This window comes from Acidovorax sp. sif0632, assembly GCF_019218805.1.
Lineage (GTDB): Bacteria > Pseudomonadota > Gammaproteobacteria > Burkholderiales > Burkholderiaceae_C > Acidovorax > Acidovorax facilis.
The window spans coordinates 14374-30519 of sequence record NZ_JAHUWW010000011.1; the positions used below are offsets into that span (position 1 = coordinate 14374).

Genomic DNA, 16146 nt, shown 5'->3' on the forward strand with positions numbered 1-16146 from the left:
TCAACTCACACGCCCAGCGATGACAATTGGCGGCATGTTCCATATCGTCCTCGTCGAACCCGAGATACCGCCCAACACGGGGAATGTGATTCGCCTGGCGGCCAACACGGGGTGCACTCTGCACCTCATCGAGCCGCTCGGGTTCTCGATGGAAGACCGCCAGATGCGCCGTGCGGGGCTGGACTATCACGAATACGCCCAGGTGCAAGTGCATGCAGGCTGGACCGCCTTCCTGCGGGATACCCAACCAGACCCGACCCGCATGTTCGCGATGACCACGCACGGCTCGCAGCCCGTGCATTCCACCTGCTTCCTGCCGGGCGACTGGATGGTGTTTGGCGCTGAAACGCGGGGGCTTCCGCCCGAACTGCGCGAGAGTTTTCCGCCCGCACAACGCCTGCGCCTGCCCATGGTGGCGGGCCAGCGCAGCCTGAATTTGTCCAACGCCGTGGCTGTGACGGTGTTCGAAGCCTGGCGCCAGAACAGTTTTGCCATGCCCGACGGCGAAATCGCCGTGGAGCCAGAGGGCACCATCATCAGCGGATTTGCGCAGCTGGGTTGATGCCTGGCTGATTGTTGGTGGGTGCATCACCCTGGCCGATGGCCTTGGGCTACTTGGACTGCTGCCCGCGTTGGTCCGCCACGGCCAGGGGCACCTGCTCGCTGAGAAAGTCCAGAAACACCTTGGTGCGCGCGGGCAGCATGCGGCCTGACGGCAGCGCGGCATAGATGGTGTAGCGCGAAAAAATCCACGCAGGCAGGATGTGCACCAGTTCGCCACGGGCCAGGTGTTCCTCGGCCAGCAGGCGCGATGTGACGGCCACCCCCGCGCCGTCTACCGCCGCGCGCAGAAGCAGCTCTGTGCTGACCGACTGCAGCACTGCCGGCACATCGACCTCTTGCGCGGGCATGCTGCCGTTGAGCGATTGCAGGCGCAGCTTGCGCGCTGGCCCCAACTGCGCTCGCGCGGCCATGCCGGAGTCGCGCAGATAGTCGTGTTGCAGCAGGTCTTGCGGCTCGCGCGGAATGCCCTTGCGCTCCAGGTAGTCGGGTGATGCAACAACAATCGCCTCCCCCTTCAACAGGGGGCGTGCCACGATGTTGGCATCAAAATCCTCGCCTGCCACCATGATGGTCACATCATATTCATCCACCCTCGCCGAGGCATAGGCGTCCAGGTCGATGTCAAGCAACAGCTTGGGGAACTCCGCATGCCACAGCGCCACCATTGGCGCCAGAAAGTTGGTCGCCAGCACCGGCGCCGCAACGATGCGGATGGTGCCACGCAGATCGCGCGTGTTGGCCGCCGCTGCCGCTTCGGCGTCGTCGATCTCGTGCAGGATGGTGCGTACGCGCTGCAGATAGGCATCACCCGCGTCGGTGAGCGCCAGCTTGCGGGTAGTGCGCTGCAGCAGCCGCGTGCCCAGATGCTGCTCCAACTCGGCCACCATGCGGGTGACCACAGGGGGTGACATGTCCATGGCGCGGGCGGCGGCGGCAAAGCCACCCTCTTCCACCACACGCTCGAAAATTTTCATGGCTTGCAGGCGGTCCATGGTTCAGACCTCCTGCCCGATGGCGACCAGGCTCAGGCCGGGGCGCCGAAGTTGCGCGCCAGCGATTCGGCCACGCACACAGGTTTCTCGCTGCCCTCGCGCTCCACCGTCACGAGCCAGGTCATCTGTATGCCATCGGGCGCCACGGGCTCGGCAGCCTGCAGCGTAAGGCGCGCTCGCAAGCGACTGCCCACAGGCACGGGCGCCGTGAAGCGCACCTTGTTGAGCCCGTAGTTCACGCCCATGCGCGCACCCTCGATGGTCAGGCCCGTCTCGAAAAACTGCGGGATCAGCGACAGCGTGAGAAACCCATGCGCAATGGGCGCGCCAAAGGGACCGGCCTTGGCCCGCTCGGGGTCCACATGGATCCACTGGTGGTCGCCCGTGGCCTGGGCAAACAGATTGACCTGTTCCTGCGTGATGGTGATCCAGTCGGTCACGGCGACCTCCTGGCCCACGCAGGCGCTGACTTCGGAATAAGAGCGGAAGATTTTCATCGTCGCAATGTAGCCCCGCGCCCTGGCGCGCCTTGTCTGCCGGGTGACAGGTGTTTTCCCGAGGGGCTGGTTGTACGTTCTGCTTCACGCTGTCCTTCAAGAATTGAGCCATGCACAGATGCCCTGCCACTGCTCCAGGTCGCGCGCCACGCGGCCGGGCGCCACGTCAAACAGCGTGAGGCCATGCGCCGCCAGGTGGATGTAGTTCTGCGTATCGCGCAGGTAGCCCAGCACCGGGAAGCCCAGGCTGTCCACAAAATGGTGCAGCTGCTCGGCGGCCTTGGTACGGGCGTCCACGCGCATGCCCACGATGCCGATCTGCACCCCTTCGGCGCGGCGGTGCTCGGCCAGCTGGTCCAGAAAGCTGCGCGTGGCAAAGATGTCGAACACGCTGGGCTGCAGCGGCACGATGATCTTGTCGGCCAGCTTGAGCACATCGTTCAGCCGCCAGCCGTGCAGCCCGGCAGGGGTGTCGAGCACCGCGTGCGTGGTGCCCTTGGGCGGGCGGCTGATCACGTCCGAGTTGATGCCATCCCAGGCGCCAATGGGGCGCGCGGCAGGCGGGCGCAGACCAAGCCAGAGCTTGGCGGATTCCTGCCGGTCGGTGTCGCCCAGAATCACGGGATGTCCCTGGCTCGCGTAGTAGCCCGCGATGTTGGTGGACAGTGTGGACTTGCCCACACCACCCTTCGGGTTGGCGACAACAACTACTGGCATGACAACCTCCTTGGAATCTGCGTATCCATGAAAAACCAAGCCAAATCAGCCTCTAGCGCTTTATAGGCAAGCGCAAGCAGCTATTAAAATCGAAGCACAACCATCCTATCAAGCGTGCTGCCCGCCGCGCTTGACGAAGAACAGCCCGGCGCCCACCGCCATCAGCAAGCCGCCAAACACACGGTTTTGCGCCCGCACCGCACGCGCGCTGCGCATCAGGCGGCGCAGCGCGCTGGCCCCCGCAGCGTAGCCGTGCATCACCACCACGTCCACCGTCACCGTGGTGGCGGCCATCACCACCAGCTGCGTCCACAGCGGGCGCGTGTCGGTCATGAACTGGGGCAGCACCGCCACCATGAAGATGATGCCCTTGGGGTTGGTGGCGTTGGTCAAAAAACCCGTGAGGCAGCGTTTTTGCCAGGTGCCGGCCGACTCTGATTCATCGCCCTGCACCGGCGATTTGTCCCCGGCACGCCACTGCGCAAAGCCCACATAGATCAGATAACAGGCGCCCAGCACTTTCACCACGCTGAAAGCCACCTCGGACGCCAGCAGCAGCGAACCCACGCCCGCCCCGGCAATCAGCAAAATCAGCAACAGGCCCAGCTGCAGGCCCAGGATGGTTGCGCCCGTCTTGCGCACGCCGTACGACAACCCATGGCTCATCGACAACACGGCCCCCGACCCCGGCGACACCGCAATCAGGCACGATGCCGCAAAAAAAGCCAGCCAAGTCTGAAAGTCCATGAATCACCAAGCCCGTGTGCGAAGAAGGGCGAGCATCTTAACAACGCCCCGTGTCACTGCCATGATCTGGATAAAAATGCCTGCTAGCGCTTGACCATAAAGCGCTACATGCTATCAAAATAGAAGCATTTCAATGCTATGCCACGCGCACCCCCGCATCGCTACGGCAATGCCAGAATCCTGACACGCCCACGCCCGCCCGTCCGCCCCCTGCGACGCCCCTCCCAACGCCACCACTATTGCCGCGCCTCCATGGAACACGCCCCCACCTGGCTCACTTACGGTTTCCTGTACCTCACCGCCGCCGTGCTGGCCGTGCCCATCGCCAAGGCGCTGGGCCTCGGCGCCATCATTGGCTACCTGGCGGCGGGCATCGCCATCGGGCCCTGGGGCCTGGGGCTGGTCAGCAACGTGCAGGACATCCTGCACTTTGCCGAGTTTGGCGTGGTGCTCATGCTGTTCCTGGTTGGGCTGGAACTGCAACCCAGCCGCCTGTGGGCGCTGCGCCGCCCCATCTTCGGCACCGGCACCGCCCAGGTGCTGGGCTGCGCGGCTGTGCTATTTGCGCTGGGTGCGCTGGCTGGCCTGCCCTGGCGCGTGAGCCTGGTGGGCGCTTTAGGCCTGGCGCTGTCGTCCACGGCGATTGCGCTGCAGGTGCTGGCCGAGCGCAACCTGATGCGCACCAGCAGCGGCCAGGCAGGTTTTTCGATCCTGCTGTTCCAGGACGTGGCCGCCATCCCCATCCTGGCCCTGCTGCCCGTGCTGGGCGCCGCCGCTGGCGAAGGCGCGGGCCACACGCCGGGCGAGATGGGGCTGGAGGTGCTGAAGATCGTCGGCGTGATCGCCGCCATCATCCTCGGCGGGCGCCTGCTGCTGCGCCCCGTGCTGCGCTGGATCGCCAAGAGCAACACCCCCGAGATCTTCACCGCCGCCGCGCTGCTGCTGGTGGTGGGCATCGCCTACCTGATGGTGCTGGTGGGCCTGTCGATGGCACTGGGCGCCTTCCTCGCCGGTGTGCTCCTGGCCGACAGCGAATACCGCCGCGAGCTGGAGGCCGACATCGAGCCCTTCAAGGGCCTGCTGCTCGGGCTGTTCTTCATCGCCGTGGGCATGAGCATCGACTTCGGCGTGATCCTGCGCTCGCCCGGCCTCATGGCCGCCATCCTGGTCGGCTTTCTGGCGGCCAAGGCCATCGTCATCTACACGCTGGCCAAGATCGTCGGCATCCCCTACCAGGAGCGGCCGGTGTTCACCCTGCTGCTGGCCCAGGGCGGCGAGTTTGCGTTTGTGGTGTTCCAGGCCGCTGCGGGCGCCAGCGTGTTCCCGGCAGAGACCGCCTCGCTGCTCATCGGCGCCGTGGCGCTGTCGATGCTGATCAGCCCCCTGCTGCTTGTGGTGATGGACCGCGTGCTGCTACGCCGCTACGCACAGCTCAAAAACACAACGCCCCAGGCCGAAGAAATTTCCGAACCCCAAGAGGCGCCCATCATCATCGCGGGCTTCGGCCGCTACGGGCAGATCGTCTCGCGCGTGCTGCTGGCCCAGGGCATCCCCACCACCGTGCTCGACCACAGTGTGGACATGCTGGAGGTGGCGCGCACCTTCGGCTACCGCGTGTTCTACGGCGACGCCACGCGGCTCGATCTGCTGCGCATCGCCGGGGCCGAACACGCACGCATCCTGGTGGTGGCCGTGGACGATGCCGAGCAGTCCCTGCAGATCGCCAAGCTGGCGCGTGAGCACTTCCCGCACCTGCAGATCGTGGCCCGCGCCCGCGATGTGACGCACTGGAACAAGCTGCGCGACCTGGGCGTGACCCTGGTGCAGCGCGAGCTGTTCGAGTCCAGCCTGCAAAGCGCCCACACCGTGCTGGAGCTGATGGGCCTGCCCCCCGCGCAGGCCACCGCCATCACCCAGCGCTTTCGCACCCACAACATCGCGCTGGCCGACCGCATGTACCCGCACCACAAGGACCGCGCCAAATTCATCGCCGTGGCGCGCGAAGGCCGTAACCAGTTTGCGGAGCAGATGGCGCGGGAGCGGCAGGAGAGTGCGGCGCTGAATGCGGCGGGAGGGGCGTACCCAGGGTATGGCGGGGTGGAGGGGGCCGAGGATGGGGAGGGGGCTACCTCTATCCAAAAATTGGATTAAAAACAGGCTCCTCCGCTCGACCATCATGACTTTTTAGCTATATATTTTGTAGCAAAAAGATCTAGCGCGGTGCGGAGGGCTCCAGAAAGCGCATCTGCAGGGGTGACCAGCTCAACAAAGTGGCTCGCAAACCGCTTTCGCGCCAGTTACAAATCGCTTTCGCGCCATCCAGTTGGCGCGATTTCTTTTCGCGACACACAAACTGACGCATCGGTGCTGGCCTACTGACATCCAGCGCACCATGCCTAATCGCTAGGTCAATGCCTAGACGTCAAGCACCGCAAGATTTGCTTCTGGGGCATGTCGCAACTTACGCTATGAGCCCCAAGCGGCCTCTTGCGTTAGGTCAGCTGACCGGAGCGAGAATGCGAGCAAAACTACCTGGGAGCTTTTCTTGACCACCGTTGCCATCACCCCTGCAATCAACGTCAGCAACAACGATGGCTTTGTGCTGTTTGGCGGCGTGAACGTACTCGAGTCCAAGGACATGGCGCTGCGCGCTGCGGAGGAATACGTCCGAGTCACCCGAAAGCTTGGCATCCCCTATGTCTTCAAGGCGAGCTTTGACAAGGCGAATCGCTCCTCTATCCACTCGTTCAGAGGCCCCGGCTTGGAAGAGGGTCTGAGAATTTTCGAGGCGGTCAAGGCAGAGTTTGGTGTTCCCGTCATCACCGACGTGCACGAACCATGGCAGGCGAATCCCGTCGCTGAAGTCGTGGATGTTTTACAGCTGCCTGCGTTTCTCGCTCGCCAGACTGATTTGGTCGTGGCTCTTGCCAGGACGGGCAAGGTCATTAACGTCAAGAAGCCTCAGTTCCTGAGCCCACCACAAGTGCTCAACATCGTCGAAAAAATCAGAGAAGCCGGTAATTCTCCCGTCATTCTGTGCGACCGAGGAACCTGCTTCGGCTATGACAACCTGGTAGTGGACATGCTTGGCTTCGGAGCAATGAAGAAGGTCACCGGAAACTTACCTGTCATCTTCGACGTTACACATGCCCTACAGCAACGCGAGGCGAACGCTGCCGTCTCTGGCGGTCGCCGTGACCAAGTGGTTGAACTGGCCCGCGCCGGTCTAGCCGTAGGGTTAGCAGGACTCTTTCTTGAAGCACATCCCGACCCGCAACAGGCCAAATGCGATGGTCCCAGCGCTCTGCCGTTGGACCAGTTAGAGCCTTTCCTCGCACAGTTGAAAGCTCTGGACGACTTGGTGAAGTCATTCGCGCCTTTGCATATCCGCGCCTGAATGTGACATCGCGACTCAACAAATTCGATCTCGGCCGCTTGGGCTGCGGGCTGTGTTGAAGGGCGGCTCTTGGCCGAAGGCAGAAGTCTAGCCTCGGAGTTCAGATTGGGCTCCTGGCGGGGCCGCGTGCTGCTACATGGATTGCAACTTCGTTTCAACGATACGTTTCGCGTTGTCCAGGGATAGCCCAAACAGTCCCAGTTTTCGCGCCACACGGCGGTGGCGGTTATCTCAACTCCCTCAAGAAGGCACTGCGGCTTCTCGCACTCCAGTCATTTCATTGCAAAATATCAAACGATAACCATTCGCATTATAATTCATCACTTTCTCGCCAGCCAACGTCCCTTGCCACGTGAGCCAGCGCCCCCAGCGTTTGTTGTCCGCTCACCTCCATCGGGACCCCCATGTCTTCTCAGCCCCTGCGCTTCGCGCACGCCCCGCGCTTGCCATCCGTCCGCGCGGCCACTCTTTTCACCCTGACCCCGCTGGCCCTGTGCCTCGCCCAGGCCGCCATGGCGCAGCAGGGCAGCGCACCCACTGCAGACCCAGCAACGGCAGCGCCCCAGCTGCAAGAAGTCCGCATCAACGCCAGCACCGAAAAAGACATGGGTTTTGCGCCCGTGGAGGCACAGACCGCCAGCAAGGCGCCCATGCGGCGGTTGGAAACCCCACAGTCCGTCAGCGTGGTCACGCGCGAGCAAATGGAGTCGCGGCAGATCACCAACGTGCAGCAAGCGCTGCAGACGGTGGCGGGGGTCAGCCCGGTCAACTTTGGGCGCCGGGGGTTTGACGACCTGAACATCCGGGGATTTCGCTCCACCGAATCGATCCTGGTCGATGGCCTGGTGCAAAGCCCCGGCATGTGGGCCAAGCTGCAGCCCTACGGCTACGAGCGCTTCGAGGTGCTCAAGGGCTCGGCCTCAGTGTTGTACGGCCAGGTGCAGCCCGGCGGCATTGTCAATGCGGTGAGCAAGCGGCCCAAGAAGGAAGCGATCAACGAAGTGGGCGTGGAGGTGGGCAGCTTTGGCCAGCGCACGCTGCAGGCCGATATGAACCGGCCGCTGTCCGAATCGGGCAAGACGGCGCTGCGCATCAATGCGCAGGTGTCGGATGCGGACGACCCGACGCAGTTCGTCTACCGCAAGGACCGGTGGTTTGCGCCCTCGCTGTCCATCGACCTGGGCGCGCAGACCGACCTGGTGCTGTTTGCCACCTACAGCCAAAGCCAGTGGATGCGCCAGCAGGGCATCACGCCCTACGGCACGCTGCTGCCCAATCGCAACGGCACGCTGCCCGTCACGATGTTCACGGGCGACCCAAGTTTTGGCGGGTATGACGTAGAGAGCAAAACCGTGGGCTACACGCTGGAGCACAAGATGTCGGAGGCCATGACCTTCCGCCAGAACGTGCGCTACGAGACCGAGAAGGGCACGGGCAACTTCGTCTCCAACCAGGCGCTGCAGGCCAACCAGCGGCTGCAGAACCGCCAGGCATCGCGCCAGTACATGGACTACGACCTGCTGGCCACCGACACCTCGCTGCTGTCGCGCTTTGAAGCGCTGGGCGTGAAGCACCAGTTGGTAACCGGCCTCGATGCGCGCAGTGGCACCAGCCTGCTCGCCAGCCGCACCTGCCGCATTGGCGCGCTGGACCTGTTTGCACCCGTGTATGGCATGCAGGCCACCTGCCCCGAGGCGCTGACGCAGGATGCGCCCGCCAAACTCACCGTGGCCGGGCTGTATGCGCAGGACCAGATCAAGTTTGGCCAGGGCTGGACGGCCCTGGTGGGCCTGCGCCGCGACTGGTCCACCACCGATACGAACAACCGCGTGGCCAACACGCAGACGCGCCAGAAGGACAACGCCACCACCCTGTCGGCCGGGCTGGTGTACGAGTTCAAGCCCGGCTGGGCCGCGTATGGCAGCTATGGCGAGTCGTTTCTGCCCCAGTCGGGCCTGACGTTTGGCGGATCGAACTTTGTGCCCGAAACCGGCAAGCAGTGGGAGGCGGGCGTGAAGTACGAAGCCCCCGGCGGCCAGGTCACCGGCGCGCTCGCCGTGTTTGACCTGGTGCGCGAGAACGTGACCACCGCCGACCCGGTGAACACGGGCTTCAGCGTGCAGACCGGCGAGCAGCGCGCGCGCGGGTTGGAGCTGGAGCTGGGTGCCGACCTGAAGAACGGCTGGAAGATCACCAGTGCCTACACCTACACGCAGACCAAGGTCACGCGTGACACCAACGCCGCCATCGTGGGCAAGCCACTCAACCTCACGCCGCGCCACACGCTCACGGCCTGGGCCACCTACAAGCTGCCGCAGTACCAGCGCGTGACGCTGGGCCTGGGTGGGCGCTACGTGAGCGAGCAGATCGGCTCCTACCCCTTCACACTGCCGTCGTACTTTGTGGCCGATGCGTCCGTGAGCTACGTGGGCGAGAACTACCGCGTGACGGCGGGCGTGAAGAACGTGTTCAACAAGGCGTATTACGACGGCGCGATCAACGCCAACGTGGTCTCGCCCGCGTTGCCACGCAACTTCAGCCTGGGCGTGACGTACTTCTTCTGACGCGCAGCGCCACCCCGCCTCCCGCACGCCATGACCAGCCAGCGTACGCTCAACCGCCTGTTCACCCTGCACTCCTGGGCAGGCATCGTCACGGGGCTGCTGATGTTCATCGTGTGCTTTTCGGGTGCGGTGGTGGTGTTCAAGCACGAGATCGACCTGTGGGCCAACCCGTCGCTGGCGCAGCTGCCGCGCTCTGACAAACCTGCGTCGCTCGACGCGGTGCTGAGCCAGCTGCAGACCCGCTACCCCGGCGCCACGGTGGAGACCATTGTGCTGCCGGATGCCGTCAACCCCAGCTACTTCGCCTTTGTGCGCGAGCGTGGCGCGCCCGCCAGCACGCGCACCAAGGTGGCCTTGCGCTCCGACACGGGCACGGTGGTCGGCCCGGTGGACAGCCAGCTGGGCCAGTACCTGCGCATGCTGCATGTGTTCCTGTTCTTCGGGCCGCGGTGGATCGTGGGTTTCCTCGGGGTGGCGATGCTGGTGCTGATTGCCACGGGCATCGTCATCCACCGCAAGATCCTGGCCGAGCTGTTCACCCAGCGCTGGGGTCGCAGCTTCCGCGTGGTGATGTCGGACCTGCACAAGTCTGCGGGCATCTGGGGGCTGGGCTTTCACATCCTGATCGCGGCCACGGGGGCGTGGATGGGACTGGCGCCGCTGTTTGAGCAGGGCTACAAATACGTGACCACCAGCACCGATGCCACCGCCTCCAAGCCAGCGCGCAAGGCCGAGGCCAGCGAGCCCGTGCCCATGCAGTCGCTGGACGCGCTGTACGCCACCGCGCAGCAGGCCGTGCCGGGGCTGGAGGCGCGCTATGTGTCGCTGCGCCGCTGGGGCAGCAGCACGGCCGAGGTGGGTTTCACCGGCAACCTGCGCGATCACCTGGCCAGCACCGCGCGGGTGGACATCCATGCCGCCACGGGCGTGCCGAAGAAGGTGCACGACCCGCGCACGGCGGGCTTCTGGTCGCTGCTCAATGGGCTGATGGAGCCCCTGCACTTTGGCGACTTTGGCGGGCTGGCGCTGAAATGGCTCTATTTCTTTCTGGGCATGACACCCGCGTTTTTGTCGATCTCGGGGACGCTGATCTGGCTGGATGCGCGCCAGCAGCGCAGGCGCGAGGCAGAGGCTGCGCAGGGCGCTGCGGGCGGCATCGCGGCGGCAGGCGACACCCACCAGCGTCTCTCTCACAGCGTCACAGCTTCGCCCACCATGCAACGTTTCTTTCTGGCACTGCACGCCACCACGCCCGCCGCGCTCATCGTGGCGGTGTTTGTGCACCTGTGGGGGCCTGCGGGTCTGCCCTCGCTGGCGCAGCGGCCCGTGTGGTCGGTGTGGGCGCTCATCGGCGTGTGGCTGCTGCTGTCGGCTGCGGCGGCGTGGGCGCTGCGCACGGTGGCGCTGTGGCGCGTCTCGCTGGGTGGCGCAGGCGCGCTGCTGGCCGTGGCTGGTGTGGCCGGGCTGGTGCTGGGCAGTGCCCAAGGACCCGCCATGTTGGTCAGCCTGGTCGTCATGGGGCTGGTCTGTGGGGGCATTGCGGTCTTCATCGGCCCCCAGCGGGTGCAGGCGCACCGGCGCAAGGCGTCGCGGTCTGCGGCCGTGGCCCGACCGGGCTCTGCAGTGCACGCAACCACCGCCCACCCGCGCTGGCACCCACGCGGTTGGGCCCGCTGGGTGGGGTCAGCCCACTGGCCCTTCTGGCTGACAGGTGTGCTGGCGGTGGAATCCTTCCGCCTGGCCCACATCGTGGCCACCGAACCCGCACGGTCGTCGGGCATGCTGGGCCTGCTGCTCGCCTTCTTCGTGGCCCTGCCCGCTGCCACCTTGCGCCACTGGACGCCCCGCACCGCCGTGCTGCTGTGGGCACTGGCCGCTTTGGCCTATGGCGGCCTGGCGGCCAAGGCGGGGATGGTGCAGTGGGCAGTGGCGTCGGCGCTGTGTGCCCTGGCTGTGGGTGCACCGCTGCGGTGGCGCGCAGGACAGGCGTGGTGGGCGCTGCGCTGGCGGCGGGCGGGCCACGGGGCGCCGCACGCGCCCAACCCAGGGCCCGACCGCCACCCGCCGGAGGCCGCATGAACGAACTCATCGGCGCCAGCGCCGCGCTGGCCTCATTGATCGCACTGACCCGCTGGGCGCGCACCGTGCCCACCCGCGCCTGGGGCGACGGCACGCCCCCCGCCACTGCGGCATCCCGGCGCGCCTGGGCGGTGGTTCTGGCTACCGTCGTGCTGCAGGCCCTCGCGGCCACCGCTGCGGCGGGGCTGGCGGCGGGGCTGGCGCTGTTGGTGGCGGCCTGGATGGTGATGGGCTGGCTGCTGGTGCTGGCCATGAACCAATGGCCCGCCGGCAGCCTGCGCTGGGGACACCGCCTGGGCGCACTGGGCGGCACGGGCTGTTTGCTGGCGCTGGCCTGGCAGCTTCTTCGGGCGGGGGGCTTGGTGTCATGAAGCACCCCAGTTGCCCAGGAGCAGGGACATTAGCGGATTGTTTTTGAATAGAAACAGGCCCCAGCGCTTGATCAGCAAGCGCCATTAGCTATATTTTCAATAGCAAAAACTTGACAGGCAGCGTGCTGCAAGCCCCTGCCCGCTCCCACAGCGCCACGGCACAATCGCGCCCATGGACCTGCCGCTCGACGCCCCCTGGATTCACACACTGCGCTTCACGCTGGAAGTGGCGGCCACCATCGCGTTTGCCCTGTCGGGCGTGATCATGGCCGCGCGCAAACGGCTCGATGCCGTGGGCGTGTGTGTCGTGGCCTTTGTGGCCGCGTTTGGCGGGGGCACGCTGCGCGACCTGCTGCTGGACCAGCGGCCCTTCTTCTGGATCCGCCACACCGAATTCGTATGGGGCATTCTGGCGCTGTGCATCGGCGCCATGCTGTTCATGCGCCAGCGCCACTTTCAGCCCACCGAGCGCGCCATGCTGCTGCCCGACGCCATTGGCCTGGGCCTGTTTGCCGCCGTGGGCGTGGACATTGCCACCGCCATCGGCATGCCGCCCATCATCAGCGTGATGATGGGTGTGACCACCGGCGTGTTCGGCGGCGTGCTGCGCGATGTGCTGTGCAACGAGGTGCCCCAGGCCTTCAGCGACCATCGGCCCTATGCGCTGTGTGCGTTTGCGGGCGGCTGGGCCGACGTGGCCCTGCGCCACCTGCAAGCGCCCGACTGGGCACCGCTGGTGGTCTGCGTGCTGCTCACGGCCGGGCTGCGCGGGCTGGCGCTGTGGCGCAACTGGGAGCTGCCTGCGTGGCGGGTGTGAGGGGGGCATGCGTCTCCTGCGGCAGAAGCTGGCGCACCCGTGACAGCATCCCGCGCGCAGAAGCCACACACTGATTCCCGACAGACTGCAGGAGACACCCGCCCATGACCAGCACCCCCACGCCCGCCCACCTGCGTGCCACGGCCCTTATCGACAGCGACGCACCTTCCATCCAGGCCTTTGCCGCCCAACACGCACGCGGCACCACCGACCGCGAACGCGCCGTCGCCCTGTACCTGGCCGTGCGTGACGGCTTTCGCTACGACCCCTACCGCATCGACCTCTCGCCCCAGGGCATGGCGGCCAGCACCGTGCTGGCCAACGGCCACGGCTGGTGTGTGCCCAAGGCCGCTCTCCTCACCGCCGCATGCCGCGCGGCGGGCATCCCCGCGCGCATGGGCTTTGCCGACGTGCGCAACCACCTCAGCACCGAGCGCATGCGCGAGACCATGAAGACCGACCTCTTCATCTGGCACGGCTACACCGACATCTGGCTCGACGGCGCTTGGCGCAAGGCCACGCCCGCTTTCAACATCGAGCTGTGCGAGCGCTTCGGCCTGCTGCCGCTGGAGTTCGATGGCGAAAACGATTCGATCTACCACCCGTTCGACAAATCCGGCGCGCGCCACATGGAATATGTGCACCAGCGCGGCGCGTTTGACGACATGCCGCTGGCGCAGATAGTGGCGGACTTTCGCACGGTGTACAGCGGCTGGCTGCCCGAGGACGGCGCCACCCACAGCAGCCTGGAGGGCGCCAGCTTTGCGCAAGATGTGGAGAAGGAGTCCCGCGCATGAGCAGCCATGCCGAGATCCCACCGGGCTTTGCGCCACTGCAGTCTGGCGGCCCGTTCATCCAGCACAACGGCCCGCTCTACCTGCGCCACGAAGGCAGCGTGGTGCAGTTCGGCTTTCGCGTGGAGCGCCGCCATGTGAACCCCATGAACAACCTGCACGGCGGCATGATGGCCAGCTTTTGCGACATGCTGCTGCCGCTGTCGGTGCACCGCAAAAGCGACCAGGTGGCCGACCGCTTCCTGCCCACCGTCAGCCTGCAGATCGACTACCTGGCCCCCGCTCCGCTGGGCGCCTGGGTGCAGGGCGAGGCCGAGCCGCTGCGCGTCACGCGCTCGCTGGTGTTTGCTCAGGGACTGGTGACGGCCGATGGCGTGCCCTGTGCGCGGGTGAGCGGGGTGTTCAAGATCGGGCCTGCGGTGCCCAGCAACGCTGTGGAGTGAGCCCTGTAGGCCCGGCATGGCGGCGCGTAGCAGCACGTCCTTGTGCTGATTGCCCCCTTGTTGCACGACCATGCCGACAGCTCAGCATCATTTAATTCATAGATGTTATTTTTTCTCGTATTCACGCGCATCTATGAATAATTTATACCAATCAACTCTTGCCTTTAGTCACCTACAAATAATTCATAGATGTTCAAAAATTCCTTCTTGAACTAATATCTATGAATGCCATCTCAAAACACCAAGCCCGCTGACTACCCCCAGGCGGTCCTCCAGCAGATCGCGTTGCTCGCGCAGAACATCGTGATTGCACGCAAGCGCCGCAAGGAAACACAAGCCCAGTGGGCCCAGCGGCTGGGCGTGTCCCAGCCGACCATGGCGCGCATTGAGCGGGGCGACCCGTCGGTGTCGATGGCGTCGTATGTGATGTGCATGTGGCTCATCAACCAGGCCCATGGGTTAGCCGACCTGATTGCGCCGCAGAACGACCTCACATCGCTGGAGCTTGAGGTAGCCAAAGCCCGCCCCCGGCGCGCTGCACAGAAGACGGCGCAGAAAGACGCAAAGACGCCAGCAAGCAACGCAAAGCCTGCCGCCTTGCCGTCCGTCTCCAAAACCAACGAACCTGCCCACTTGGGGACCGTGCACGTTGCCGAAGAGATGAAGGGCTCCTTCGAGGAAGCAAGCCCTGTCAAACCAACCATTGGGGCCGCGCAGAAGGTCGCTGGACTGGGCCCCGAAGAACAGATCCGGCAAGCCATTCGAGTTACAGGACTCGGTGCGCCAAAGCGCCAGCCCAACAGCACCGCCGCAGGCCTGGCCGCACTGATCGCGGGCCAGAAGAAAGCGCGGCCATGAGCCAGCAGCACCACGCGCAGCAGGTCACGCCGCGCTCCTATGTGCCGCAAGACACGCTGTATGTCTGGACGTTGGTCAACCCCGCCCAGCCGGTGCTGACCGGGGCGGTGGCTTTGTCGCAGCTCGTGCCCAACTGCGCCACTTTCAGCTACGCCACAGACTGGTGGCAGTTTGCGCTGAGCGAAGACCTGCCCCTCATCGCAGGCCAGACGTTCAGCGCAGGCCACAAGGACAGCGCGCCCGGCGCCATCGATGATGCGCGGCCAGACCGGTGGGGCGAGCGCATCATCCGCCACATCGACCGCCCCGCGCGCCTTTCGATTCTGGAGATGCTGCTGTTCGCTGGCGACGACCGCTTTGGCGCGTTGGGCATCTCCACATCGGCCGACCACTACATCCCGCGCCGCATCGGGCCGTATCCGCAACTGCGCGATCTGGAGGCCATGGTGCGGGCGGTGGAAGAGGTGCAGTCTCAAGCCCCGGTCACACCAGAAATCCAGCGGCTGGTGCAGCCCGGCGTGACGCTGGGCGGCGCACGGCCCAAGGCGCTGCTGCAAACCGACAGCGGGCCCTGCGTCATCAAGTTCAGCGAGCTGGACGACACCGTGGATACGCCTCTCATCGAACACGCCACCATGACGCTGGCAGCCCTGGCAGGCATCCACGTTGCCAGCACGGGTGTGCTGCCCATCCCATCGCGGCTGGGCCGGGGGCCGCAGCGCCATGCGCTGACCATCCAGCGGTTTGATCGGGTGCCGATGGGTGCCCTGAGCCTGCGCGTGCACTGCATCTCTGCCAAGACGGCACTGGCTGCGGCGGGCCTGGCCGAAAGCTATGGCGCACTGGCCACCGTGCTGCTGCGCCAGGCGCACCCCGACCGGCAAAAGGCGCAGCGCGAAGAGCTGTTTCGGCGCATGGTGTTCAACATCCTCATGGACAACACCGACGACCACGAGCGCAACCACTGTCTGCGCCTGGGCTTTGACGGCTACTACGACCTGGCCCCCGCGTTCGACGTGGTGCCCACGCTGCAGAACATGGGCTACCAGGCCATGGTGGTGGGCCAGCACGGCGCGCAGTCCACGCTGGACAACGCGCTGACCGACCTGAGCGAATTCGGTCTCACCCGCGCCCGGGCCATCGGGTTGATTCAGGAGGTTGCTCACGCGATAGAGCAATGGCCGCTGCATTTTGCGCAGCACGGCGTCTGCGCGACCGACATGGAACAGCTCGCGGCGAGCATCGACCGCGATGCACTCAAGGACCAGCGCAAAGCATTCTGCTGAGCCTGCTGCCGTATAGCTCA

Annotated in this window: 14 protein-coding genes and 1 pseudogene; 11 read left to right on the forward strand and 4 right to left on the reverse strand. The window is 65.3% G+C overall.

What is annotated here, in order from left to right; translation table 11 throughout:
- The first annotated feature begins 34 nt into the window (after positions 1–34).
- Positions 35–562 (forward strand): tRNA (cytidine(34)-2'-O)-methyltransferase, encoded by a 528-nt coding sequence (locus KW832_RS24760; RefSeq protein ID WP_055398580.1) that lies wholly within the window; start codon positions 35–37, stop codon positions 560–562.
- Between the two features lie 49 nt (positions 563–611).
- On the opposite strand, the gene KW832_RS24765 is transcribed toward KW832_RS24760, so the two are convergent.
- The 4 genes from KW832_RS24765 to KW832_RS24780 form a co-directional block, all read right to left on the reverse strand.
- Positions 612–1556: a LysR family transcriptional regulator gene (locus KW832_RS24765; RefSeq protein WP_121505565.1), complete on the reverse strand. Its 945-nt coding sequence runs from the start codon at positions 1554–1556 to the stop codon at positions 612–614.
- Between the two features lie 32 nt (positions 1557–1588).
- Positions 1589–2053 carry a MaoC family dehydratase gene (locus tag KW832_RS24770; RefSeq protein WP_218301846.1) on the reverse strand — a complete coding sequence of 155 codons (465 nt, stop codon included), beginning with the start codon at positions 2051–2053 and terminating at the stop codon, positions 1589–1591.
- Positions 2054–2149: 96 nt separating this feature from the next.
- Positions 2150–2770: a ParA family protein gene (locus KW832_RS24775; protein WP_055398577.1), complete on the reverse strand. Its 621-nt coding sequence runs from the start codon at positions 2768–2770 to the stop codon at positions 2150–2152.
- Between the two features lie 108 nt (positions 2771–2878).
- Complete coding sequence (locus KW832_RS24780) at positions 2879–3517, reverse strand: LysE family translocator (protein ID WP_218301847.1); 639 nt, start codon at positions 3515–3517, stop codon at positions 2879–2881.
- Positions 3518–3769: 252 nt separating this feature from the next.
- On the opposite strand from KW832_RS24780, the gene kefC reads away from it, so the two are divergent.
- From kefC to KW832_RS24830, 10 genes and pseudogenes are all read left to right on the forward strand, one after another.
- Positions 3770–5668: a glutathione-regulated potassium-efflux system protein KefC gene (gene kefC / locus KW832_RS24785; protein WP_218301848.1), complete on the forward strand. Its 1899-nt coding sequence runs from the start codon at positions 3770–3772 to the stop codon at positions 5666–5668.
- A 394-nt stretch (positions 5669–6062) separates the two neighbouring features.
- On the forward strand, positions 6063–6914 hold the full coding sequence (gene kdsA / locus KW832_RS24790) for a 3-deoxy-8-phosphooctulonate synthase (RefSeq protein ID WP_218301849.1): 852 nt from the start codon (positions 6063–6065) through the stop codon (positions 6912–6914).
- A gap of 404 nt (positions 6915–7318) precedes the next feature.
- The gene (locus tag KW832_RS24795; RefSeq protein ID WP_218301850.1) at positions 7319–9478 is read left to right on the forward strand and encodes a TonB-dependent siderophore receptor; all 2160 of its coding nucleotides are present in this window, start codon (positions 7319–7321) and stop codon (positions 9476–9478) included.
- A 30-nt stretch (positions 9479–9508) separates the two neighbouring features.
- A pseudogene (locus KW832_RS25960) lies at positions 9509–10642 on the forward strand (PepSY-associated TM helix domain-containing protein); the annotation flags it as partial.
- A 911-nt stretch (positions 10643–11553) separates the two neighbouring features.
- The gene (locus KW832_RS24805) at positions 11554–11928 is read left to right on the forward strand and encodes a hypothetical protein (RefSeq protein WP_218301851.1); all 375 of its coding nucleotides are present in this window, start codon (positions 11554–11556) and stop codon (positions 11926–11928) included.
- 172 nt (positions 11929–12100) lie between these two features.
- Positions 12101–12745: a trimeric intracellular cation channel family protein gene (locus tag KW832_RS24810; RefSeq protein ID WP_121505556.1), complete on the forward strand. Its 645-nt coding sequence runs from the start codon at positions 12101–12103 to the stop codon at positions 12743–12745.
- A gap of 104 nt (positions 12746–12849) precedes the next feature.
- Positions 12850–13542 (forward strand): transglutaminase family protein, encoded by a 693-nt coding sequence (locus KW832_RS24815; RefSeq protein ID WP_218301852.1) that lies wholly within the window; start codon positions 12850–12852, stop codon positions 13540–13542.
- Positions 13539–13982: a PaaI family thioesterase gene (locus KW832_RS24820; protein ID WP_218301853.1), complete on the forward strand. Its 444-nt coding sequence runs from the start codon at positions 13539–13541 to the stop codon at positions 13980–13982. The genes KW832_RS24815 and KW832_RS24820 overlap by 4 nt, the downstream gene beginning before the upstream one ends.
- Before the next feature lie 225 nt (positions 13983–14207).
- On the forward strand, positions 14208–14840 hold the full coding sequence (locus tag KW832_RS25800) for a helix-turn-helix transcriptional regulator (protein WP_255577948.1): 633 nt from the start codon (positions 14208–14210) through the stop codon (positions 14838–14840).
- On the forward strand, positions 14837–16126 hold the full coding sequence (locus KW832_RS24830) for a type II toxin-antitoxin system HipA family toxin (protein ID WP_218301854.1): 1290 nt from the start codon (positions 14837–14839) through the stop codon (positions 16124–16126). The genes KW832_RS25800 and KW832_RS24830 overlap by 4 nt, the downstream gene beginning before the upstream one ends.
- Positions 16127–16146: the final 20 nt, after the last annotated feature.

Bases quoted from the DNA above. Each gene is read 5' to 3' on its own strand.
- KW832_RS24820 (WP_218301853.1), top strand. From the start codon at position 13,539: ATGAGCAGCCATGCCGAGATCCCACCGGGCTTTGCGCCACTGCAGTCT.
- KW832_RS24810 (WP_121505556.1), top strand. From the start codon at position 12,101: ATGGACCTGCCGCTCGACGCCCCCTGGATTCACACACTGCGCTTCACG.
- KW832_RS24805 (WP_218301851.1), top strand. From the start codon at position 11,554: ATGAACGAACTCATCGGCGCCAGCGCCGCGCTGGCCTCATTGATCGCA.
- KW832_RS24815 (WP_218301852.1), top strand. From the start codon at position 12,850: ATGACCAGCACCCCCACGCCCGCCCACCTGCGTGCCACGGCCCTTATC.
- kefC (WP_218301848.1), top strand. From the start codon at position 3,770: ATGGAACACGCCCCCACCTGGCTCACTTACGGTTTCCTGTACCTCACC.
- KW832_RS25800 (WP_255577948.1), top strand. From the start codon at position 14,208: ATGCCATCTCAAAACACCAAGCCCGCTGACTACCCCCAGGCGGTCCTC.
- KW832_RS24760 (WP_055398580.1), top strand. From the start codon at position 35: ATGTTCCATATCGTCCTCGTCGAACCCGAGATACCGCCCAACACGGGG.
- KW832_RS24795 (WP_218301850.1), top strand. From the start codon at position 7,319: ATGTCTTCTCAGCCCCTGCGCTTCGCGCACGCCCCGCGCTTGCCATCC.
- KW832_RS24830 (WP_218301854.1), top strand. From the start codon at position 14,837: ATGAGCCAGCAGCACCACGCGCAGCAGGTCACGCCGCGCTCCTATGTG.
- KW832_RS24770 (WP_218301846.1), bottom strand. From the start codon at position 2,053: ATGAAAATCTTCCGCTCTTATTCCGAAGTCAGCGCCTGCGTGGGCCAG.
- KW832_RS24780 (WP_218301847.1), bottom strand. From the start codon at position 3,517: ATGGACTTTCAGACTTGGCTGGCTTTTTTTGCGGCATCGTGCCTGATT.
- KW832_RS24765 (WP_121505565.1), bottom strand. From the start codon at position 1,556: ATGGACCGCCTGCAAGCCATGAAAATTTTCGAGCGTGTGGTGGAAGAG.
- KW832_RS24775 (WP_055398577.1), bottom strand. From the start codon at position 2,770: ATGCCAGTAGTTGTTGTCGCCAACCCGAAGGGTGGTGTGGGCAAGTCC.